This is a genomic window from Agriterribacter sp., from assembly GCF_035497235.1.
Taxonomy (GTDB): domain Bacteria; phylum Bacteroidota; class Bacteroidia; order Chitinophagales; family Chitinophagaceae; genus Agriterribacter.
This window is the reverse complement of the sequence record NZ_DATJEB010000006.1, coordinates 79,323-97,517: the sequence shown is the minus strand read 5'-3', so window position 1 is coordinate 97,517 and position 18,195 is coordinate 79,323. Positions and strand designations below refer to the sequence as shown.

Annotated in this window: 10 protein-coding genes; 1 reads left to right on the top strand and 9 read right to left on the bottom strand. The window is 45.0% G+C overall.

Features of this window, described 5'->3' with window-relative positions:
* The first annotated feature begins 150 nt into the window (after positions 1–150).
* On the top strand, positions 151–3,099 hold the full coding sequence (locus VL121_RS01305) for a serine hydrolase domain-containing protein (RefSeq protein WP_325401346.1): 2,949 nt from the start codon (positions 151–153) through the stop codon (positions 3,097–3,099).
* Positions 3,100–3,557: 458 nt separating this feature from the next.
* Here VL121_RS01305 and VL121_RS01300 read toward each other — a convergent pair whose 3' ends face one another.
* From VL121_RS01300 to gldF, 9 genes are all read right to left on the bottom strand, one after another.
* Positions 3,558–4,349, bottom strand: coding sequence for a ThuA domain-containing protein (locus tag VL121_RS01300; protein ID WP_325401344.1), 792 nt, complete (start codon positions 4,347–4,349; stop codon positions 3,558–3,560).
* A gap of 13 nt (positions 4,350–4,362) precedes the next feature.
* Positions 4,363–7,344, bottom strand: a complete 2,982-nt coding sequence (locus tag VL121_RS01295) for a DUF7133 domain-containing protein (protein ID WP_325401342.1) — start codon at positions 7,342–7,344, stop codon at positions 4,363–4,365.
* Positions 7,345–7,369: 25 nt separating this feature from the next.
* Positions 7,370–8,299 carry a sugar phosphate isomerase/epimerase family protein gene (locus tag VL121_RS01290; protein ID WP_325401340.1) on the bottom strand — a complete coding sequence of 310 codons (930 nt, stop codon included), beginning with the start codon at positions 8,297–8,299 and terminating at the stop codon, positions 7,370–7,372.
* A gap of 54 nt (positions 8,300–8,353) precedes the next feature.
* Complete coding sequence (locus VL121_RS01285) at positions 8,354–9,841, bottom strand: RagB/SusD family nutrient uptake outer membrane protein (protein ID WP_325401338.1); 1,488 nt, start codon at positions 9,839–9,841, stop codon at positions 8,354–8,356.
* 20 nt (positions 9,842–9,861) lie between these two features.
* Entirely contained in the window at positions 9,862–13,245 is a 3,384-nt protein-coding gene (locus VL121_RS01280; RefSeq protein ID WP_325401336.1) for a TonB-dependent receptor, read from the bottom strand.
* A 176-nt stretch (positions 13,246–13,421) separates the two neighbouring features.
* A complete protein-coding gene (locus VL121_RS01275; RefSeq protein WP_325401334.1) occupies positions 13,422–14,594 on the bottom strand; it encodes a FecR family protein in 1,173 nt (390 codons plus the stop codon).
* 101 nt (positions 14,595–14,695) lie between these two features.
* Entirely contained in the window at positions 14,696–15,328 is a 633-nt protein-coding gene (locus VL121_RS01270; RefSeq protein ID WP_325401332.1) for an RNA polymerase sigma factor, read from the bottom strand.
* Positions 15,329–15,505: 177 nt separating this feature from the next.
* A complete protein-coding gene (gldG, locus tag VL121_RS01265) occupies positions 15,506–17,215 on the bottom strand; it encodes a gliding motility-associated ABC transporter substrate-binding protein GldG (RefSeq protein ID WP_325401330.1) in 1,710 nt (569 codons plus the stop codon).
* Between the two features lie 128 nt (positions 17,216–17,343).
* Positions 17,344–18,063 (bottom strand): gliding motility-associated ABC transporter permease subunit GldF, encoded by a 720-nt coding sequence (gene gldF / locus VL121_RS01260; protein WP_325401328.1) that lies wholly within the window; start codon positions 18,061–18,063, stop codon positions 17,344–17,346.
* Between the last annotated feature and the right edge of the window lie 132 nt (positions 18,064–18,195).

The following is an 18,195-nucleotide window of genomic DNA, read 5'->3' as shown; positions in this document are numbered from 1 at the left end:
AGGAAACGTCTTGTTCATACTGCGGATATTGTTATTAAAGCTAATTAAATATGCCTCATAAACGCCAACCGGCTAATTCTTATTTTAATTTGTCATATTTTGTTGATGATAGTAAATTCATTTGAATAAAAAATGAATAATTTCCCGCTCATGAAGAAGTTGTTTTTTGTAACTGCAATTTGTTGTATAAGCTTATCCTCCGCCGCTCAGCACATAAGCCAGCTTGATGAGCAGGCATGGGTAGACAGTGTGTTCGCCGGTTTAAGTGATGATGAAAAGCTGGGACAACTGATGGTAGTTCGTTTATCTTCTATTGACGCTTCACGCAGGGTTACCTTTTATGATGAAGCCGTGCAGGATGCCATCAACAAATATAATGTAGGCGGTATTTGCCTGTTCCAGGGCGGGCCCGTTACACAGGCTGAATACGTTAACCGGTTACAGGCAATGGCCAGAACACCTTTACTAATTTGTATTGATGCGGAGAACGGGCTGGGCATGCGCATGGACAGTGTAACCGGTTTGCCCCGCCAAATGATGATGGGCGCCGTGCAGGATCCGAAACTGATATATGCGTATGGCAAGTGGGTAGGCGAACAATGCAAACGCGCGGGCATACAGGTCAATTATGCGCCTGTGGTTGATATCAACAACAACCCCAACAACCCCGTTATTAACGACCGTTCATTTGGAGAAAATAAATACAAAGTGGCCGAACACGGCATCATGTATATGAAAGGCATGCAGGACATGGGTGTAATGGCCTGCGCCAAACATTTTCCGGGTCATGGCGATGTGGCGGTGGATTCTCACTATGATCTTCCCGTAATTAATAAAACCAGGGAGCAGTTAGATTCCCTTGAACTGTATCCTTTCCGGGAGCTGTTCAGGGCAGGTGTGGGAAGCGTTATGATCGCTCACCTTTTTATACCGGCAATTGATAACACGGCTAACCGCCCCACTTCCCTTTCGTACAACAATGTAACCAAACTGCTGAGGGAAGAGCTGGGCTATAAAGGGCTTACATTTACTGATGCCCTGGAAATGCAGGGAGTAAAAAAATTCTTTCCCGATGGCGAAGCTTCGGCTGAATCACTGATTGCCGGCAATGATATGCTTTGCCTGCCGGGCGATATTGCAGCCAGTATAGAAGTAATAAAAAAAGCGATAAAAAGGAAAAAGCTGGGCTGGAGCCAGGTTGATGAAAGCGTGAAAAAAGTATTACGGGCAAAATACAAGCACGGGTTGAGCCGCCGGCAACCGGTAAATACGCATAACCTTGTACGTGACCTGAATGCCCAAACGCCTGATATAACAAAATCCATTGCAGAAAACGCCATTACCGCGCTGCGCCTTGATGATGCTGCTATTCCGCTTTTGCCGTTGCGGGATATAACAAAAGCAGGGAAGGAACCCAAAGTAGCTTACATAGGCTTTGGCATTAATAATGACAATGCTTTTGCCCGGCTCATGCGGGGCAATTATAACGCAGACGTTTTTTATTTTAGCTATAACGAAGATGCTTCCCGCGTTGCAACGCTGGCAGCATTGCTCGAAACCCGGTATGATGCAATAGTTATAGGCATTCATCACTACAACCGTTTCCCTGCGGGTAATTTTGGTATCAGCACACCGGCCATACAATTATTGCAGCACCTTCAGCCCCTCAAAAAAACAATCAGCTTTGTTTTTGGCAACCCCTACATCATTAAAAATTTCTGCGATGCTAAAAATATGATAGCCTGTTATGAAGATGATGCCATTACGCACCAGGCAGCCGCGGATGTGTTAAAAGGCGCCATCAGTACAAAAGGAAAATTGCCCGTAACAGTTTGCGATGCGTTTCCTTCCGGAACGGGGATCAATACTATAACAAGTCCCGTAAGCTATACAACCGGCGAGGATATTAACGCAGCGAAATTTAAAATAATAGACTCCATAGCAACCGAAGCTATCCAGCAGCACGCCGCCCCCGGCATGGCCATCATGGCCGTAAAAGATGGAAAGATCGTTTTCCATAAGGCCTATGGCTATTATACTTACGACAGCACGGAAAAGGTAAACTTAGAAAGCATTTACGACCTGGCATCGGTAACTAAAATATGCGCCACCACCCTATCGGTAATGAAGCTATACGACCAGGGAAAGCTGGACCTGAATAAAACGTTGGGCGATTACCTGCCCTGGGTAAAGGGAACTAATAAGCAAAACCTAAAAATTGATGACATCCTGCTGCACCAGGCGGGATTAAATGCTTTCATTCCCTTTTACCGCGAAACCATTGATTCGGCTACGGGTATTCCACTTGCCGGATTTTACAGTGCCGCACAAACGCCGCAATACCATATAAAAGTTGCCGACACCATGTATATGCGCAATAGCTGGGAAGACACCATATACAAAAGAATAATAGAGAGCCCCGTTGGCCCGCGCAATAAATATATTTACAGCGACAATGATTTTATTTTCCTGGGAAAGATAGTGGAAGCAATAAGCGGTATGCCGCTGAATGAATATGTATACAGGGAGTTCTATAGAAAATTAGGATTAACCACTACCGGTTTTTTACCATTACAAAGATTCCCGGAGCAGCGCATTCCACCCACCGAACACGAACAAATATTCCGCAGGCAACTGCTGCGCGGCACAGTGCACGATCCGGGCGCCGCCATGTTTGGCGGAGTGGCGGGGCATGCGGGCCTGTTCAGCGATGCTTACGACCTGGCGGTGATGATGCAGATGCTGCTGGAAGGCGGAAAGTTCAATGGATACTATTTCTTTTCACCGGAAACGATCAAATTATTTACGGACTACAGCAGTAAAATAAGCAGGCGGGGACTGGGCTTCGACAAACCGGAAAAAGACAACGCCATTAGTAAAGACCCTTATCCCTGCAGGTACGCCTCACCGTTAACGTTTGGGCATACAGGCTATACAGGCACCTGTGTTTGGGTAGACCCGAAGTACAACCTTACTTTTATTTTCCTGAGCAATCGCGTAAACCCCGAGGGCGGAACAAATGTAACCCTGTACCGGCTGAACACCAGGACCAATATACAGGACGCGATATATAAAGCGGTTACGGAAAGCGGGAAGTAGAAAGATTTGAGATCGGGGAATATTAAAATGAAAAGGTATAAGGCCTGCCAAACCTGCCTGCCGGGGTAAAGGCAAGACAGGCTAAATTTTCACTTCAATTATTTTTGCCTTTCAAGTGTGTTTTTTCCAACATTATAAGCATAAACAGCAGCCGGCACGTAAAATAAGGGTAAAAAAACAACCTTATTTATCTTTTTATTGCCGTTTAAGTACATTTTTTATTTTTTACATTCTTATTCCATTTTACCTATTTTACATACATCCGCAAAGGTTTTTCTTTTTACAATACACGGATTGCTTACCCTCCCGTATATCTCCTTTTATTAGCCGCAGCGTATATCAATCCAAACAAAATAACCAGCACAACCGGAAGCATAATATTAACCGCCTGCCAAAAAGATCGGCTTTCCTCCACCTGCTTTTTATCTAATAATCATTTTCTTGTTGCAGTTATGTTTTTAACCTGCGGCCCACGCAACCCCCCTTCGAATCAATTCCGCAGTACCAGGCACATGTATCGCTCTTGCATCGTGTCCCAGAGCTGTGTGAAATATCCGGCCTTTTTTATATGTAAGTGTAAAAGCCATGGGATGGTAGGTACCGGTAATAACAGACTTGGCTCTGGCCAAAAGGTGGACAGGCTCATTGCCGGTGAGGCAGATATACAACTCATCGTCCGTGTCATAGGAGGTCATCCCTTTTGTAACCGGATGCAGGCTGTCAACAATCTCTACCCGGAAAGGACCTCTTGGATCATGTGTGTTCTTTCTGTCCCACACTTTACCGGCCAGCTTAATGTATTCCGGCCAGGATTCAAATGAGCCAGAGGCAAAATGTACGATCACCAGTCCGCCACCATTGGCAACAAACTGTTTCAAATTATTTTCCGCTTTGGTATCAGGGTCAGGCTTGCCCCAGTTGTTAAAATTAAGATACAACACATCATAACGATCAAGATTAACCGAACCCAGTTGATAAATATCAGTAAGCGTATCTACATGGATTCGCGGATCATTACTCAATTCTTTCATGGCAGCAAGCGTAGTTTCTCTCCAGTGATGAGCATCAATATCCATCCCTGTAACAATCAAAACCCGGATAGACTTTTTGGGATGGGCGGCGACAATCCCACCGAGAACAATAGCAGCCAGGGTCAGGCAAATCATAGAACAAAAAACGTTTCTGCTCTGTCCCTTTTTTTTGAACAGGAATTTTCGCGGACCAGCAGAAATAATATTCTTATTTCTCATAAAATACCGTTTATTAATTCTCTCCCTTCAATGATTTTAAATATGCAGTAAGGTCGGCAAGCTCTTTTACCGTCATTGCATTGTATAATCCATCAGGCATTGGTGATGTATGACTGGCTGTTCTTTTCTTTATCTGAACCAAAGGAATAACAATTTCAGGCATACCTTGTCTTCTCATCACCATATCTTCTCCTCTGGTTTCAGCCTGGCCAATATACACTTTCCCGTCTTTTGTTTCAATAGTTTCCACCTGATAGCCTGTCTTTAACACCTTATCAGGTTCTAACACCGACTCAATCAGATATTGTGGCTGAGACGATGATCCGATATCTGCCAGGTTAGGGCCAAGTTTGAAGGCTTCATCATATAGCTTTGTCGAATGACAGGAAGCACAGTTTTCCCCAAAACTCCATTTGCCCCGCATTGCAGAACCTTTTGGAAGTGCGGACAATATCATTTTACCAAATTCAGCTTTATCCGCAGGACGTACAGGAAGTAATGCCAATCCGGATAATCCTGACTTATCCTTTTCCAAATTTTTAAACATAACCCAATACTCCTCCCACAAATCCGGGTAGCGTTCTACCGCCGATTCTGCATCATTTCTGAGTGAGCCGATAAATTCAGTGTTATGCAACTGCTTACGAAGTGCCCTTAAAGTTGCTGTAACGGCACCAGCAGTAGTATCCTGTAGTTTTTGCTGCCAATCGGACACTGCACCAGGGTCTGAAAATGATGCAACGGTGTACATAGCCTCTACCGGGAGGAAAGGGTATAAACTATCTTTTTTAAGCATAATACCCCTGACCTCATTTTCAATCTTATCATTCTGTAATAAACGCTGCCGCAAAACCTGTAGCGCCATTCTTTTAACAATATAATCCTCATCACCCAAACAATTCAGTAAAAATTCAACGAGTGAAGCATTAGGCGTCCGGGGATGTTCTTCCAGCCATTCCAATACTATAAGCCTGTCGGCAGTCTGCCCTGGCCGGGTTTTCCCTGCCTCTATATGCGCAAGAAGCTCCTTACCCATATTCTCATCTTTCGAAAGATCCCATCCGCTCACCGCTGAAGCCAGGGAACTACCCTCATTTACAGCAGTATGAGCAGCTATAAGGGCAATCCGGTATTCAAGGGGTTTCGTTGAGTCATACATCTTTGTCAATGTAAGGGAATCGCCATATCGTCCCAATTCAAACCCTATCTGGTACTGTAACCTTTTGCCGGCAGCAACGCTCAATGCATTCATTAACCCATTGGTAATTTTTGCAGGAGAATTCTGTGCAAGTGCTGCCTCTACCCTGACTTCTCCGTCAGTATCCTGAAACATGGAAGTAGCCAGATCGGCAAGTTGATCAGGATTCAATAATGGATCAGCGCCTTGAACAATACTATCATCCACTCCCGGAACAGCAATTGGTCTTCCAATTGCTTGTCCTGCTGCCTGCCTCATCTGCCTCAGTGCCAAACCCCGCACCCGTCCATCCCTGTGTTCAAGGGCTGTAGCCATAGCCGTGGCGGCAGCACTACTCTGAAGCTGCGTTAATGTCCAGATGGCATTAGCCGCTTTAAAAGCATCGCGTTCTTTTAAAAGGCGCTCCAATGCCGGTATGGCAATTCCACCCAGTTTCACCAATGCAGCCTGAGCATCTGCCCTTGTAAACTTGTTTCGACTCCCTAACAGTTCGCACAATTGCCTGACATTAAGACCCAAAATCTTCTCCGGATGATATTGGTCTTGCTTACGCATTCGGCCAACGTGGGAAAGTTTAAATATTCTTCCCGTAGAATCACTTTCATCATCTCGCCCATGCCAGTCTGCCAAATAAATCCCACCATCGGGAGCCATCACCATCCCAACAGGCCGAAACAAAGAATCGGTAGCGTATAAAAAGGTATCGGCTGTTTCCCTGAATGATTCGCCTAATCGTTTCACACTATCCGGAATCGCTTTTTGTTGCTGTACATACCGTTTTACAACTCTGTTAGTGGGAAATGCGCCGTGGCTGCCCCAATTAGCGATCAGAATATTGCCCCAAAAATCTGCGGGGAACATCGAGCCGTAATAATGAAAGGCTACTGTATTAGCACCAGACCCCATTTCCGTTACAGGGGGTGCAAGCTTGGTTTTACCAGCCAGCCAGGCATAAGAAACTTTTCGGGAATGATAACCGTAATCCATACCCGGAATCACATCCGCATAAATATTAGGACTGCTTTCGCCATTGGAAATTGCCCACAGATGACCCCAGGGATCAAAATCAAATGCAAAAGGTGCACGAAATCCCTGAACAACCAACTCCAGTCCTGATCCATCGAGATTACAACGTACGAAACCCCCGCTCTGTCCGCGTAATCTTAACTTCAACCCATCCGACCCCGTAAGAGTAACCGGTTTACTATCAGGATGATCAGCCATAGCCAGCCAAAGCTTCGCATCGGGGCCCACAGCTACCCGATACATTCCAAAAGGATTCCATGGCTGTGCAGAATCTTTTACTAACACTGTTTTATTGGAAAGCTGTCCGTCTTCACCAATATCCATTACAAACAGTTCATTAAGGCAGGTAGCATATAGTTTATCTTTAAAGATATCAATGCCCATAACCGGATTGGCAAAGCCCTCAGCTACAACAGTAGCTTTGAAAAGTTTACCATCCGGATTCAAAACGATCTTTTTGATTGGGTTCAGCACAAGACTGTCCTTGGACGGCGATCCCTCCAACCCATAACGATAGGTATAAGATTCACTCACATAAATTGCGCCGCTCCGGTCAACACACATCGTCATCGGATTTATAATATCCGGCTCTTTTACGACAAGGGAAACATTTACATTCTCATTCGTGATAATAGAACTTTCGACCTCATTACGGGGTAGCTTGGTTATATAGACAACCCCGTCTTGAAATACATACCATAATAACAGAGCACCTGCCAGTATCACGATAAATCCTACCCACCAAATGTATTTGGCATTAAACCGTTTCATATTATCTTATCTATTGTTTCTTAAATTATTTAGCAACAGCTTTTTTTATCATTGATCTAAGCCATATAACACTGTCTTTAATATTAGCTGGTGTACCCAGTGTTTCTACAGAAAACACGCCATCCCATTTCGTTTCTGTAAGATACTTTATGCAAGCCTCTATATTTGCAGCATTCGCCCCTTCCCCGATTGACACTTCAGACGATGCTATACCAGTTTCTTCCCCCCTACTGGCTTCTGCCATTGCTTTGGGTACATCTTTACAATGTACATGTTTAAGCCAGGGGCGAATGGCTTTAAGATAAGTAAGCGGATCATGACCTGCTATGAACGCATTACCTGTATCAAAATTTACCCCCAACCATGGTGAATCAAATTCTTTGAGAATACTAACCATCAATTCAAGGTCATTAGTGAATGGACCATGTGGCTCCAGGTTAATACCCACTTTAAAACTTTCAGCCCGTTCAAGTACCAGGCGGATATTAAGCTTCCATTGTTCGATGGTTTGTTTGTCGCTCCAGCCAACAGGCTTAGTAGCACCATCTGTACTGTCAACATACGGACAACCAAGCAGGTGAGCCATCCGGATACCGCGCCAGACATAAGGCACGCCATACACGGCGCCTTTCTGCCCGGTAAGCGGATATCCGCAATCAATCTGTGAAACACTGATGCCACGCTTATCAAGCGAACGCTTTAGTTGCATTTCGTCTATATCCATCGGTTGCGAAGGATCATAGCCAAGACCCTGAATGAAATTCTGACCATCTGTGATCCCGAATTCAATAAATTTGAGTTCATTTTCCACAGCAGAGTCAACAGCATGCTCGAAGGAACCACTGAGTACACGCCAGTTATCGGTATGCATGCCGAGTTGAATGCCAGCCCCTGGCTCAATAGTATTATTAGGTTTTTGTTGATCGCCTGCGCTATGCGCATGGGAGTTTGCCATAATAAATAAATTTATTAGTGAATAAAAAGGTTTCGGAAAAAAGAAAGAAAACCGTCAGTAGTTAGGATTTTGTTCGAACCCGTTTAACCTGACCTCGGAAGCCGGGATGGGAAACACGAGCATATATTCCTGCACGTTATAGGATTCGGATCCTACCCGCGCCAGGCGTACCTTTTCTTCTGCCCCGTGGGCCAGCATGACTTCTATTGCCCGCCCGGTGCGCAATAAGTCAAACCAGCGTTGGTTTTCAAAAGCTAGTTCCACTCTTTCTTCCTGGTAAACCGCTTCGCGAAATCCTTCTTTCGATAAGCCTGAAAGAGGGGCTAACCCTGCCCGTTGGCGCACCCTGTTTAGCGGGGCATATGCATCCCCTGTTTTGTTATCTTCGTTTAACGCCTCGGCCAGCATCAGCAGCACGTGAGCATAGCGATATACCGGCCAATCCTCATTGGTCCAGCCGTTGTTGGGGAAAGGGGGATGATAAAACTTTTTGATAAACGGGATGTTACCACCGGGAAAGGATTCAAACGCGTTGTTGTTATCGGGATTGGCGTAGTATCCAATCGAAGCATCTTTACGCTTGTCACCTGGCTCATATGCATTGATAATACTGGGCGTGGGAATGTTCAGTCCGCCAAGTTGCCCCTGAAAGCCGGTAAGGTCAAGCCCTGCAGTAAAAGGCCCGAAATTGAAAAAGAAATTGCTGTTTTCACCCTGTATTCCTGCATCATACTGTACTTCGAACACCGACTCACTGTTGTTTTTGTTCAATGGGCTGAATACATCGGCATATTCCGGTACTAACTGATAGCCAAGGCCGGTAACCTCTTGCAGAAATTTGATAGCGTTAGGATAATCTTTCCTGGTCAGATACACATCGCCCAACAGTGTAAGCGCAGCGCCTTTCGTAGCACGCCCTACACTTTCTCCCGGATAGCTTGCAGGCAATTTTTCTGCTGCATCCTTGGCATCCTGAATAATTTGAGCATATACTGCTTCCACAGAAGCCCTCTCCTCTGTAAACGCATCACCTGGCCCCCTGACTTCTTCCACCCGCAGCGGCACACCACCAAACAATCGTACAAGGTTGAAATAAAGCAGCCCCCTCAGGAATTTCGCTTCTCCAATATATTGGTTCTTTTTTGCATCATCGGTAAATGTTGCCCCTTCTATACGGCTCAGTATCACATTGCACTGTTGTATACCGTTGAAGAGCGTTGTCCATACTGTTTCAGTATAACGGTCTGTAGAAGTATTAAGAAACTCATCCACCTGCTCCCGGGTAATGCAGCAACGATTATTTGGATTATACTGGTAAGTGGTGTTATCGGAACGCACTTCTGTAAATATCCAATAGTTACCATTGTTATTTAGATTCTGTAATACGGAATAAGCCCCGTTAACAGCCGTTCTGACCTGATTCTCGGTTTTGTAGTAATTAGACCCGCTTGTAAAGGTTTCGGGCTTTACTTCAAGCAATTTGTTGCAACTCACGAGCGTACAGGATAACGTCAGGAAAAATATATTCATTTTTGCTTTCATACTATGCCGTATTTAAAAAATTAAAATGTCAGATTTGTTCCAAGTGTGTAGATAACCGGTACCGGATAAGGATTGGAGTCATAGCCGGGAGTTAGGGCAGAGCCACCTTCAACATAGCTAGTCACCTCTGGATTTCCCGTATATTTAGTAAATAACAAACCGTTCTGAATACTTATATAGAACCTTGCACTTTTAAATATACGGTTACTCTTCGGCAAGCTATATCCCAACGTAATATTCTTAATCCAGAAATAGCTGTTGTTCTCTACAAATAGCGAATTAATATCCCTGTACATCCTTCTGCCGTAGCCGGTACCATTAGTAGTAGGCACTTTGCCATTACCCGGGTTGTCAACCGACCTCCAGCGATCATTCAGGTCACGGCTAACGTTAAATAATCCATCGAGAAGATGCGTGGTGAACTGTACAGAACTAATTTTGTTTCCGCCTATCTGGCTGGTGGCGCTTGCCCTGAAATCGAAACGACCATAGGTGAGTGTATTGGTAATGCCCCACGCAAATTTCGGATACGGATTCCCAATAATATCAAAATCTTTGATATCGTTGATGACACCATCGCCGTCAATATCCTTTACGCGCATATTGCCGGGAACAACACCCGGGAAGCTGGGACCTTTATCAATATCGGCCTGCGTTTGGTAGATGCCGTCAAACACAAAGCCATAAAACAATCCTATTGGTTGACCTACTATAGTAATATTTGTGGGATTACCTTCATAACTTGAACCTGCCAGGATCGGAGTGCCCGTAGGTCCAAGAGCAAGAACTTTGTTTCGGTTAAAAGATATATTGAAGTCGGTATTCCACGAAAAATTACTGCGAACAATATTTCGGGTAGATATGCTGATCTCGACACCCTTGTTCTGGATGTTGCCATGGTTTTCAATGGCGCTGGAAAAACCGGATGAGCGTGGAAGTTCAACATTAAGTAAAAGGCTTTCGGTATTCCTTTTATAAAAATCGGCTGTTACAAAAACCCTGCTATTCCAGAGGGCAAGGTCAATACCTATATTCGTTTCTCTCATTTTTTCCCATCCCAGGTTAGGGTTGCCCAGTGTATTCATTATCCTGCCACCAGCGAGCGATCCACCCAGTACATAATTGCTGGAAACCACCTGGCTCATGTGAGTATAGTTACCAATCTGGAAGTTGCCGGATCTTCCGTAAGAAGCGCGCACTTTGAGTTCGTTAATCCAACTGATATTGCGCATAAAATTCTCTTTGGAAATATCCCAGCCAACAGCAAGAGAAGGAAAGTTGCCCCAGCGATTATCTTCACCAAACCTCGATGAACCATCTCGGCGGATGGTGCCGGTGATCAGGTACTTGTCCTTAAAGCTATAGTTAACCCTGGCAAGATAAGAGATCAGTGCCCACTCTTCTGCTGAAGTAGAGCCGGTAATACGTGCTGCTGCATTGAATGTGCGCACGTCATCATCAGGAAAGTCATTGCCTGTGAAGTTAGAACCTGCAGTGGTTTCGTGTTGTACACTGAAACCCAGCAGACCCGTGAGCGAATGATCTCCGAAGGCGCCCTGGTAGGCAAGTGTATTTTCGTTAAGCAGGTTGAGGTAGGAGGCTGTGTTGTTAGCAGCAGTGGGAATAGTGGGTGGAAACTGGAAAAGATAACCCACAGTGGACGGATGAAAAAACTTCCGCTCAAAAGTTTGCCAGTCGGTGTTGATGGTTGATTTAAGCTTAAGATTTTTCAACAGTGTGTATTCGCCAAATGCACTGAACAGGATACGGGTGCTCTGCGACTTATCATCCACCTCTTTGAGCGCCATTAACGGGTTAGGGTAAGGGAAGATGCTGGGATCTTCCTGGATCATGGCATTGTAGGTACCATCGGCGTTAAAAACAGGAGGGATAGGGCTTGCCACGAGCGCTTCACCGAAGCCCTGTTCATTTCTGCCCTGGCCTCCGGTGATATATTTGCCCCTCCGGGTGAATGTTGGCGCCAGGTTCACGCCTACCCGTAGCCTTTTCCCCAAGCTTGCATCTACATTGGCACGCAGTGAATACCTTTCATATCCTGTTGAGATCACAACACCCTGCTGGTTAAGATAACCAGCGGAGAGATAAGTTCTCACCTTATCATTTCCACCGCTGAGGCTAAGGTTAATATTGTTTATCGGAGCGGTTTGGGTAATAACATCAAACCAGTCGGTGCCCTCCCCAAGGCTCTCAGGATTACGATAAATTTCTGGTATCTGATCGGGAGTAGCTTCCACACCAGTGCTGGCCAATATCTGGTCAGAGATAGATTCCTTTTTGAATGCAGCAAATTCCGAAGCGTTCATTAGGTTGGGATTGGCACGCGGCGGAAGCTTCTGAATACCCGTGTAGGCTGAAACCTGCACTTTCGGTTCGCCGCTGGCGCCGGATTTGGTGGTAATAATAATAACCCCGTTCGAGCCGCGTGAGCCATAAATGGCAGTGGCAGAAGCATCCTTCAATATGGTTAACGACTGGATATCCTGCGGAGCAATGTCGTTCATCGGGTTCGATATCTGGCTGGAACTGGAGGAAAGTGCATAGCCGTCTACCACGTAAAGCGGCGAGGTAATGGCGCCGATGGCACCTATACCTCTTAATTGCACCTGGGGCCCCCCTCCCGGTATTCCATTAGAAGTGCTGATCTGTAAACCAGCAACCTGCCCCGATAGGGCCTGGTCAACACCGGCAACCGGCATTTCCTTAATATTGGTCATGGATACATTTGCAACAGCCCCTGTTACATCTCTTTTCCGCTGAGTGCCATAGCCTATCACTACTACACTCTGCAACTCATTGTCAAGAAGTACCAGGCTAATCTCAATATGACTTTTTTGATAATCTACTACTATTTCCCGGCTCACAAATCCTGTATAACTGATCGTCAACACTGCGCTTTCTCCAGGCGCCTGAAGCTTAAACGCTCCATTATTGTCGGTTACCGTTCCAATAGCCGATCCTTTGATCATAATGCTGACATTAGGTAATGGCTGACCCTGTTCGTTGGTTATCCTACCAGTAATATCAAGGAGTGCAACTATCTCCGCCGGACTGGTGGCATCAAGCAATTTGGCTTTTGCATTCGCCATTGGTCGCAACACAATGGTCTTCTCAATGATAGTGAATCCGAGTGGCTGATGTTTGAAAACAGCTTCCAGAAACTCCGGCAAAGGGCTGTCCTTCACATGGATAGACACTCTTTTAGCAACTCGCAGGAGTTGTTTACTGCCAACTACCACATAACCGGTTTGCAGTGTGATGGCATTAAATACTTTTTCAAGTGGAACATTATTTCCCTCGAAGGAAACGGTTTGCGAGAAACCCTTTGCACCGAGGTGCAGGGAAAAAAGGCATATAAATGCAGCGGTTAGTTTCACAACGCGCATAGAATTAATTAGAAAGGTTCGTGAACAGAAACCTTTCCTGCAAAAGTTAAATAACATATTTTTGCAATCGTTTGGGTGATGAATAAAAGGTCTTGGCGACTTTTCTATTTATAGCTCAACATTACCCGTTCCGGTCGCGAGCCGGAGCGGTTTTTTGTTGGTTAACTATTCAAATATTACAGCACAATCAGGCGTCTGCCTTCTTCCATGCGAAAATGCAATCCTGCATCCCTAAGCACATTCAGCACATCTGAAAGTTTCAGATTCCTTCCCATCTGTCCGAAAAACTCTATATCGGGGACTTTACCATTATAGACCACCTGTAGATCGTACCAACGAGACAATTGTCTCATTACTTCCGGGAGATGCTTATCCTGAAAATCAAAAAATCCATTCTTCCAGGCAATTACCTGGTTAACGTCTACGCCTGTGTGCACCTGGATCATGCCTTGCCCATAAACGGCCTGTTCACCCGGTTTAATCACCTTTTGCTCTATACCACCGCTCACTTTCACGCTACCTTCCAGCAAAGTCACTTTCACATCGGTTTCATCGGGATACGTATTAACATTAAAGTGAGTACCCAGCACCTCGGTGATCATACCACCACCGGCTACAATGAACCTGCGATGAGCGTCTTTGACCACTTCAATATAAGCCTCCCCGACAATCTCAATACCTCGCTCCCGGCGCAAGAAAGATATGGGGTATCTCATGGTTGACCCTACGTTGACCACAACCTTAGAGCCATCGGACAATATGATGCTGGCAACCTGACTTCCCCTGGGTACGGTCAATGTGTTATATTGCAAGTGTCCGTCATAGCCGTTGTCTATATATTCAATACTCCCGTCACTGTTCTTCCGGATATGGACATTGCCTTGTATAGCCACCACACCGGCTTTGGCACTGTCAATATAAATACTTCGCCCATCGGATAAAGTAATCACCGAGCGATTGGCTGAAGGCGCAGGCACGTCTATAGGCAACTTCACCTCTGACCGAACGGTGAGTACTCTTTTCACATGCTGTCCATGGAAATAGATCCCAGCTGCAATGAGCAGGAGCGCCGCTGCGGCATAGCCGGTCAATGTACGCAAACGGCGGTATAAGGGATGAGACTTTGTCTGCGGATTCGTTGAAATTAATCTCACCCTTTCCCATACCTGGTCGGAATGCAGGCTGTCTAGCTTGGCAAAGGATTCGGCAAGTTGTTGGGGATCGGTGATTTCTTCAACAATAGCCCGGTTCCGGTCAGACTCCGCCATCCAAGCCTCAAGTGCTTGCTCTTCCACAGGTGTCAGCGTTTCCCTAAGGCGCTTAAGAATAAGATCTTTAATAGTTTGCAAAAAAAATGTTTAAGCATTAGCAAATTACTGTATCGCATCACTGTCTTCTTATGCTATAACAACAAATCTTTGAGATCATCCAAAAAAAATCGGAACTTTTTTTAAGAGGGGAAGTCGAGCAGCAGGGCAAGGTAAATAACTATCGGAAATTGCAGGTTCTTTTTGGAGAGAAGAGCGTTCCTGATCAATTCAATGGCTCTGGCTTTTTGGGTACGCACAGTTTGCACGTTGATCTGGAGCCTTTTAGCAATTTCAAGGGTCGGTAGATTTTCGATGAAGATCATCTTGAATATCTGGCCACATTTATCGGGTAGTTTCTCCATGGCCATATAAATCTCGTGGATGAGTTCGGCCCGCATGATCTCACCCTGGAGCACTTCATGATCGTACTGCACATTTTCAGTAAGATAACGAACATCGTTATATATGGACGTGTGCCGTTTTCTGGCAATCACATAATTAATACTTGCATTGTGGACGCTTTGGTAAAGGAAGCTTTTCAGCTTGGGCATAGCCGAAAAATCGCGTGGCATCAACATCAGTTTTTCGAAAACTTCCGCCACAAGGTCTTCAGACTGCAATATGTTCCCGGTAATTCTTTCTGCGAAAAGGCAGAGAGGATGAAAGTAAGTGTCGAAAATAATTTTACCAGCAGGTATTTCACCCCGCCCGAAAGCGGATAACAAAGCAGTATCGTTAGTATAAGGCAACACGCTGAGAACAATATACCACAAACTTATAGTAAAAAAATAAAATAATTACTATTGCAGGCCAATATATGAATTTTATACCGGTGCTATATAAACAATATTACTGCATAAATTATGCAGGACTTGCAACAAATCAACTGCAATAAATTCATCTTACCATCTTACCATCTTTCCCTCTTACGGTCTTACCATCTTACAGTCTTACCCTCCCGCATACCTTCTTTTATTAACCGCAGCGTATATTAATCCAAACAAAATAACCAGCACAACCGGTAATAGTATATTAAGCGCCTGCCAAAAGGACTTGCTTTCATCCACCTTCTTTTTATCTAACAGCCGGAGCGTATAATCCTTGCCCCTGGTTTCAAGAATTCCCGGGTTGCCTACTAAGTATTCCATGCAATTAAGGAAAAATTCTTTGTTGGCATACTGGTAATGGGTAAACGGGTTTTCACCCATTTGCAATGGTCCTTTTTCCTGAGAAACAAAATTGGTTACCACATCGCCATCGGATATCACAATCATTTTATTACTACTGTCAACAGATGAGCGAAATGGCACTTTATAAAGACCGGATAAACTGTCTTTTGCAGCGGAACTGATGCGGTTTGTAAACAGGGAGCTGAATTTACCTTCGAGCAATACCGCCACAGGCACATGAACCGTTGTAAAGGCTTTCATATCTTCTTCATTTTTCACACTGTTCAGCTCCACCATTGCCGGCGTACTGAGTATCCTGGTATTGACTGAAGAAGCCAGCAATATGGTTTTATCAATGCCTTCCGCTTTTACGGTATCAATGGATTGCGGGAATTGCGACAGCACATAATCTAAATTTTTTGAAATGGGATTATCATTGGGCGATGATAGCAAAGGAAAATACACCCAGGGCATCAATTGCAATTGCGGCCGGTTGCCCAGCGACCCTACTGCCAGCGGAATTTGTGTACAATTGAGGTCCTGCACCAGGTCGGAATTGATACGCACGCCATATTTAAACAGCAGGTCATCGAGGTTCAATCCCATTTCAAACGCTATAAAACTACCCTGGCTGCGCTGCAAGCTGTCTAAGCTGGCATACAGCTTATCTATCATCCATACTACTTTACCGCCCCGCATAATATACTGGTCAATCTTCAGCTTCTGCGTTTCACTAAACCCCGTCAGCGGTTTCACAATCAGCAACGCGTCAAACACAGCCGGTATAACAGGCACACTGTCTACAGGTAAAATACTGAATCCATAGTTGGGCTTTAATGTTTTCTCTATCAAATCATACACTTCATAGTTCTGCGGTTGGCCGTTACCGGTAAGATAGGCTATCACGGGAACCTTATCTCTCTTTATTCTATCAATAGCGCCGGCCAGCTTGTATTCTAATAACGCTTCCGCATTGTTCAACGAATTGATGCCGTCAACGGAGCTTTGTCCCTGCAGCAGGTCAGCACCGGATACCCTGTCTTTATATTCAAAAACAACACCGGGGTATACCAGCCGCTGTTCTTCCCCTTCGCCCTCTTTCGTTCTTGCCCGCACATTCGTTGGGTTAATACCCATGCTGTGCAGCGAATCTATCAACGCTGCTTTTAACGTATCATTCATTCCCTGTCCGGGCTGCCGGAAAAAGAACCGGATATTATTGCCGCTGATCTCCCTGAATTCCTGCAGCATATCCTGTGTGCTGCCGGCAAGCTTTTTAAATCCTGCGGGCAGATCGCCATCTAAAAGCACGGTAATGGTTACCTGCTCATCCAAAGATTGTAACAGTGCACGGGTAGCAGGCGAAATGGTATAACGTTTCTCCGCCGTAAGGTCAAGCCGGGTATGCCATTGCGATGCTACCCAGTTGATCAACACCAACCCGGCAATAACATATATCCAGCTATAGGGAGATTGCAATAATTTTTTCATCCGTATATTTTTTGTTTGCCGCTTTCAACGGCTGATATTTTTGCCGGATGCCTGCCTGGTCGGCAGACAGGGAACGCCTGTATACATTCCCCTGTGCAAAAAACTTACATGGGCGTTTCATGGTAAGCCTACCGGTTCAGTAATTTTTTTCGTGTAATAAACAAAAACAAAACAATGATACTCAGGAAATAAATCATATCGCGGCTGTCAACAGCGCCACGGCTGAGACTGCGGTAATGAAAATTAATGCCAGCCATTTCTATAAAATAATCCCAGCCACCCTGTAAGGATGGGATGCCACTGATAGCCGTAAATCCATTGTATAAAAGAAAGCAGGTGAAAGCGCTTGACAAAAAAGCCACCACGGCATTATTGGTAAAACTGCTGCAGCAAATACCAATAGCGGTAAAAGCGGCAGACAGAAAGAGTAATCCAATATAAGCGCCTGCTATTCCACCAGTGTCAACACCGCCGGTTGAAAGACTTTTAATAGTAAACACATATGTGAATGTGGGCAGCAGGGCTATGCCAATAATAATAAGGCTTGCCAGGTATTTTCCCCCAATGATCTGCCACTTGCTGAGCGGACGGGTTACCAGAATTTCGTAAGTACCCGCTTTAAATTCATCGGCAAAACTGCGCATGGTAATGGCGGGAATCAGCAGCAGCAATATCCAGGGAGCCAGCTCAAAAAAAGTATCAAGCGTGGCATAGCCGTAATCAAACAGATTGGTATCGGGAAACACGAACAGGAAAAGGCCGCTGAGCAACAAAAAAATAATGATGGCCAAATACCCGGTTAAACTGCTAAAAAACTGCCTGATCTCTTTTTTACAAATTGCAAACATGAAATAGCTTAATACTGGATGATGGAATTTCCTGCCCTAATAATTCATTCAGGCGGACGAATGAATCATTCAAACGGCTCAAAAATACAATTGCGTATTGACAACCCTGAAAATTATTAAATATGTATTCAA

Coding starts and splice junctions, on each gene's coding strand:
- VL121_RS01280 (WP_325401336.1), bottom strand. CDS start 13,245: ATGCGCGTTGTGAAACTAACCGCTGCATTTATATGCCTTTTTTCCCTG.
- VL121_RS01305 (WP_325401346.1), top strand. CDS start 151: ATGAAGAAGTTGTTTTTTGTAACTGCAATTTGTTGTATAAGCTTATCC.
- gldF (WP_325401328.1), bottom strand. CDS start 18,063: ATGTTTGCAATTTGTAAAAAAGAGATCAGGCAGTTTTTTAGCAGTTTA.
- VL121_RS01300 (WP_325401344.1), bottom strand. CDS start 4,349: ATGAGAAATAAGAATATTATTTCTGCTGGTCCGCGAAAATTCCTGTTC.
- gldG (WP_325401330.1), bottom strand. CDS start 17,215: ATGAAAAAATTATTGCAATCTCCCTATAGCTGGATATATGTTATTGCC.
- VL121_RS01295 (WP_325401342.1), bottom strand. CDS start 7,344: ATGAAACGGTTTAATGCCAAATACATTTGGTGGGTAGGATTTATCGTG.
- VL121_RS01285 (WP_325401338.1), bottom strand. CDS start 9,841: ATGAAAGCAAAAATGAATATATTTTTCCTGACGTTATCCTGTACGCTC.
- VL121_RS01290 (WP_325401340.1), bottom strand. CDS start 8,299: ATGGCAAACTCCCATGCGCATAGCGCAGGCGATCAACAAAAACCTAAT.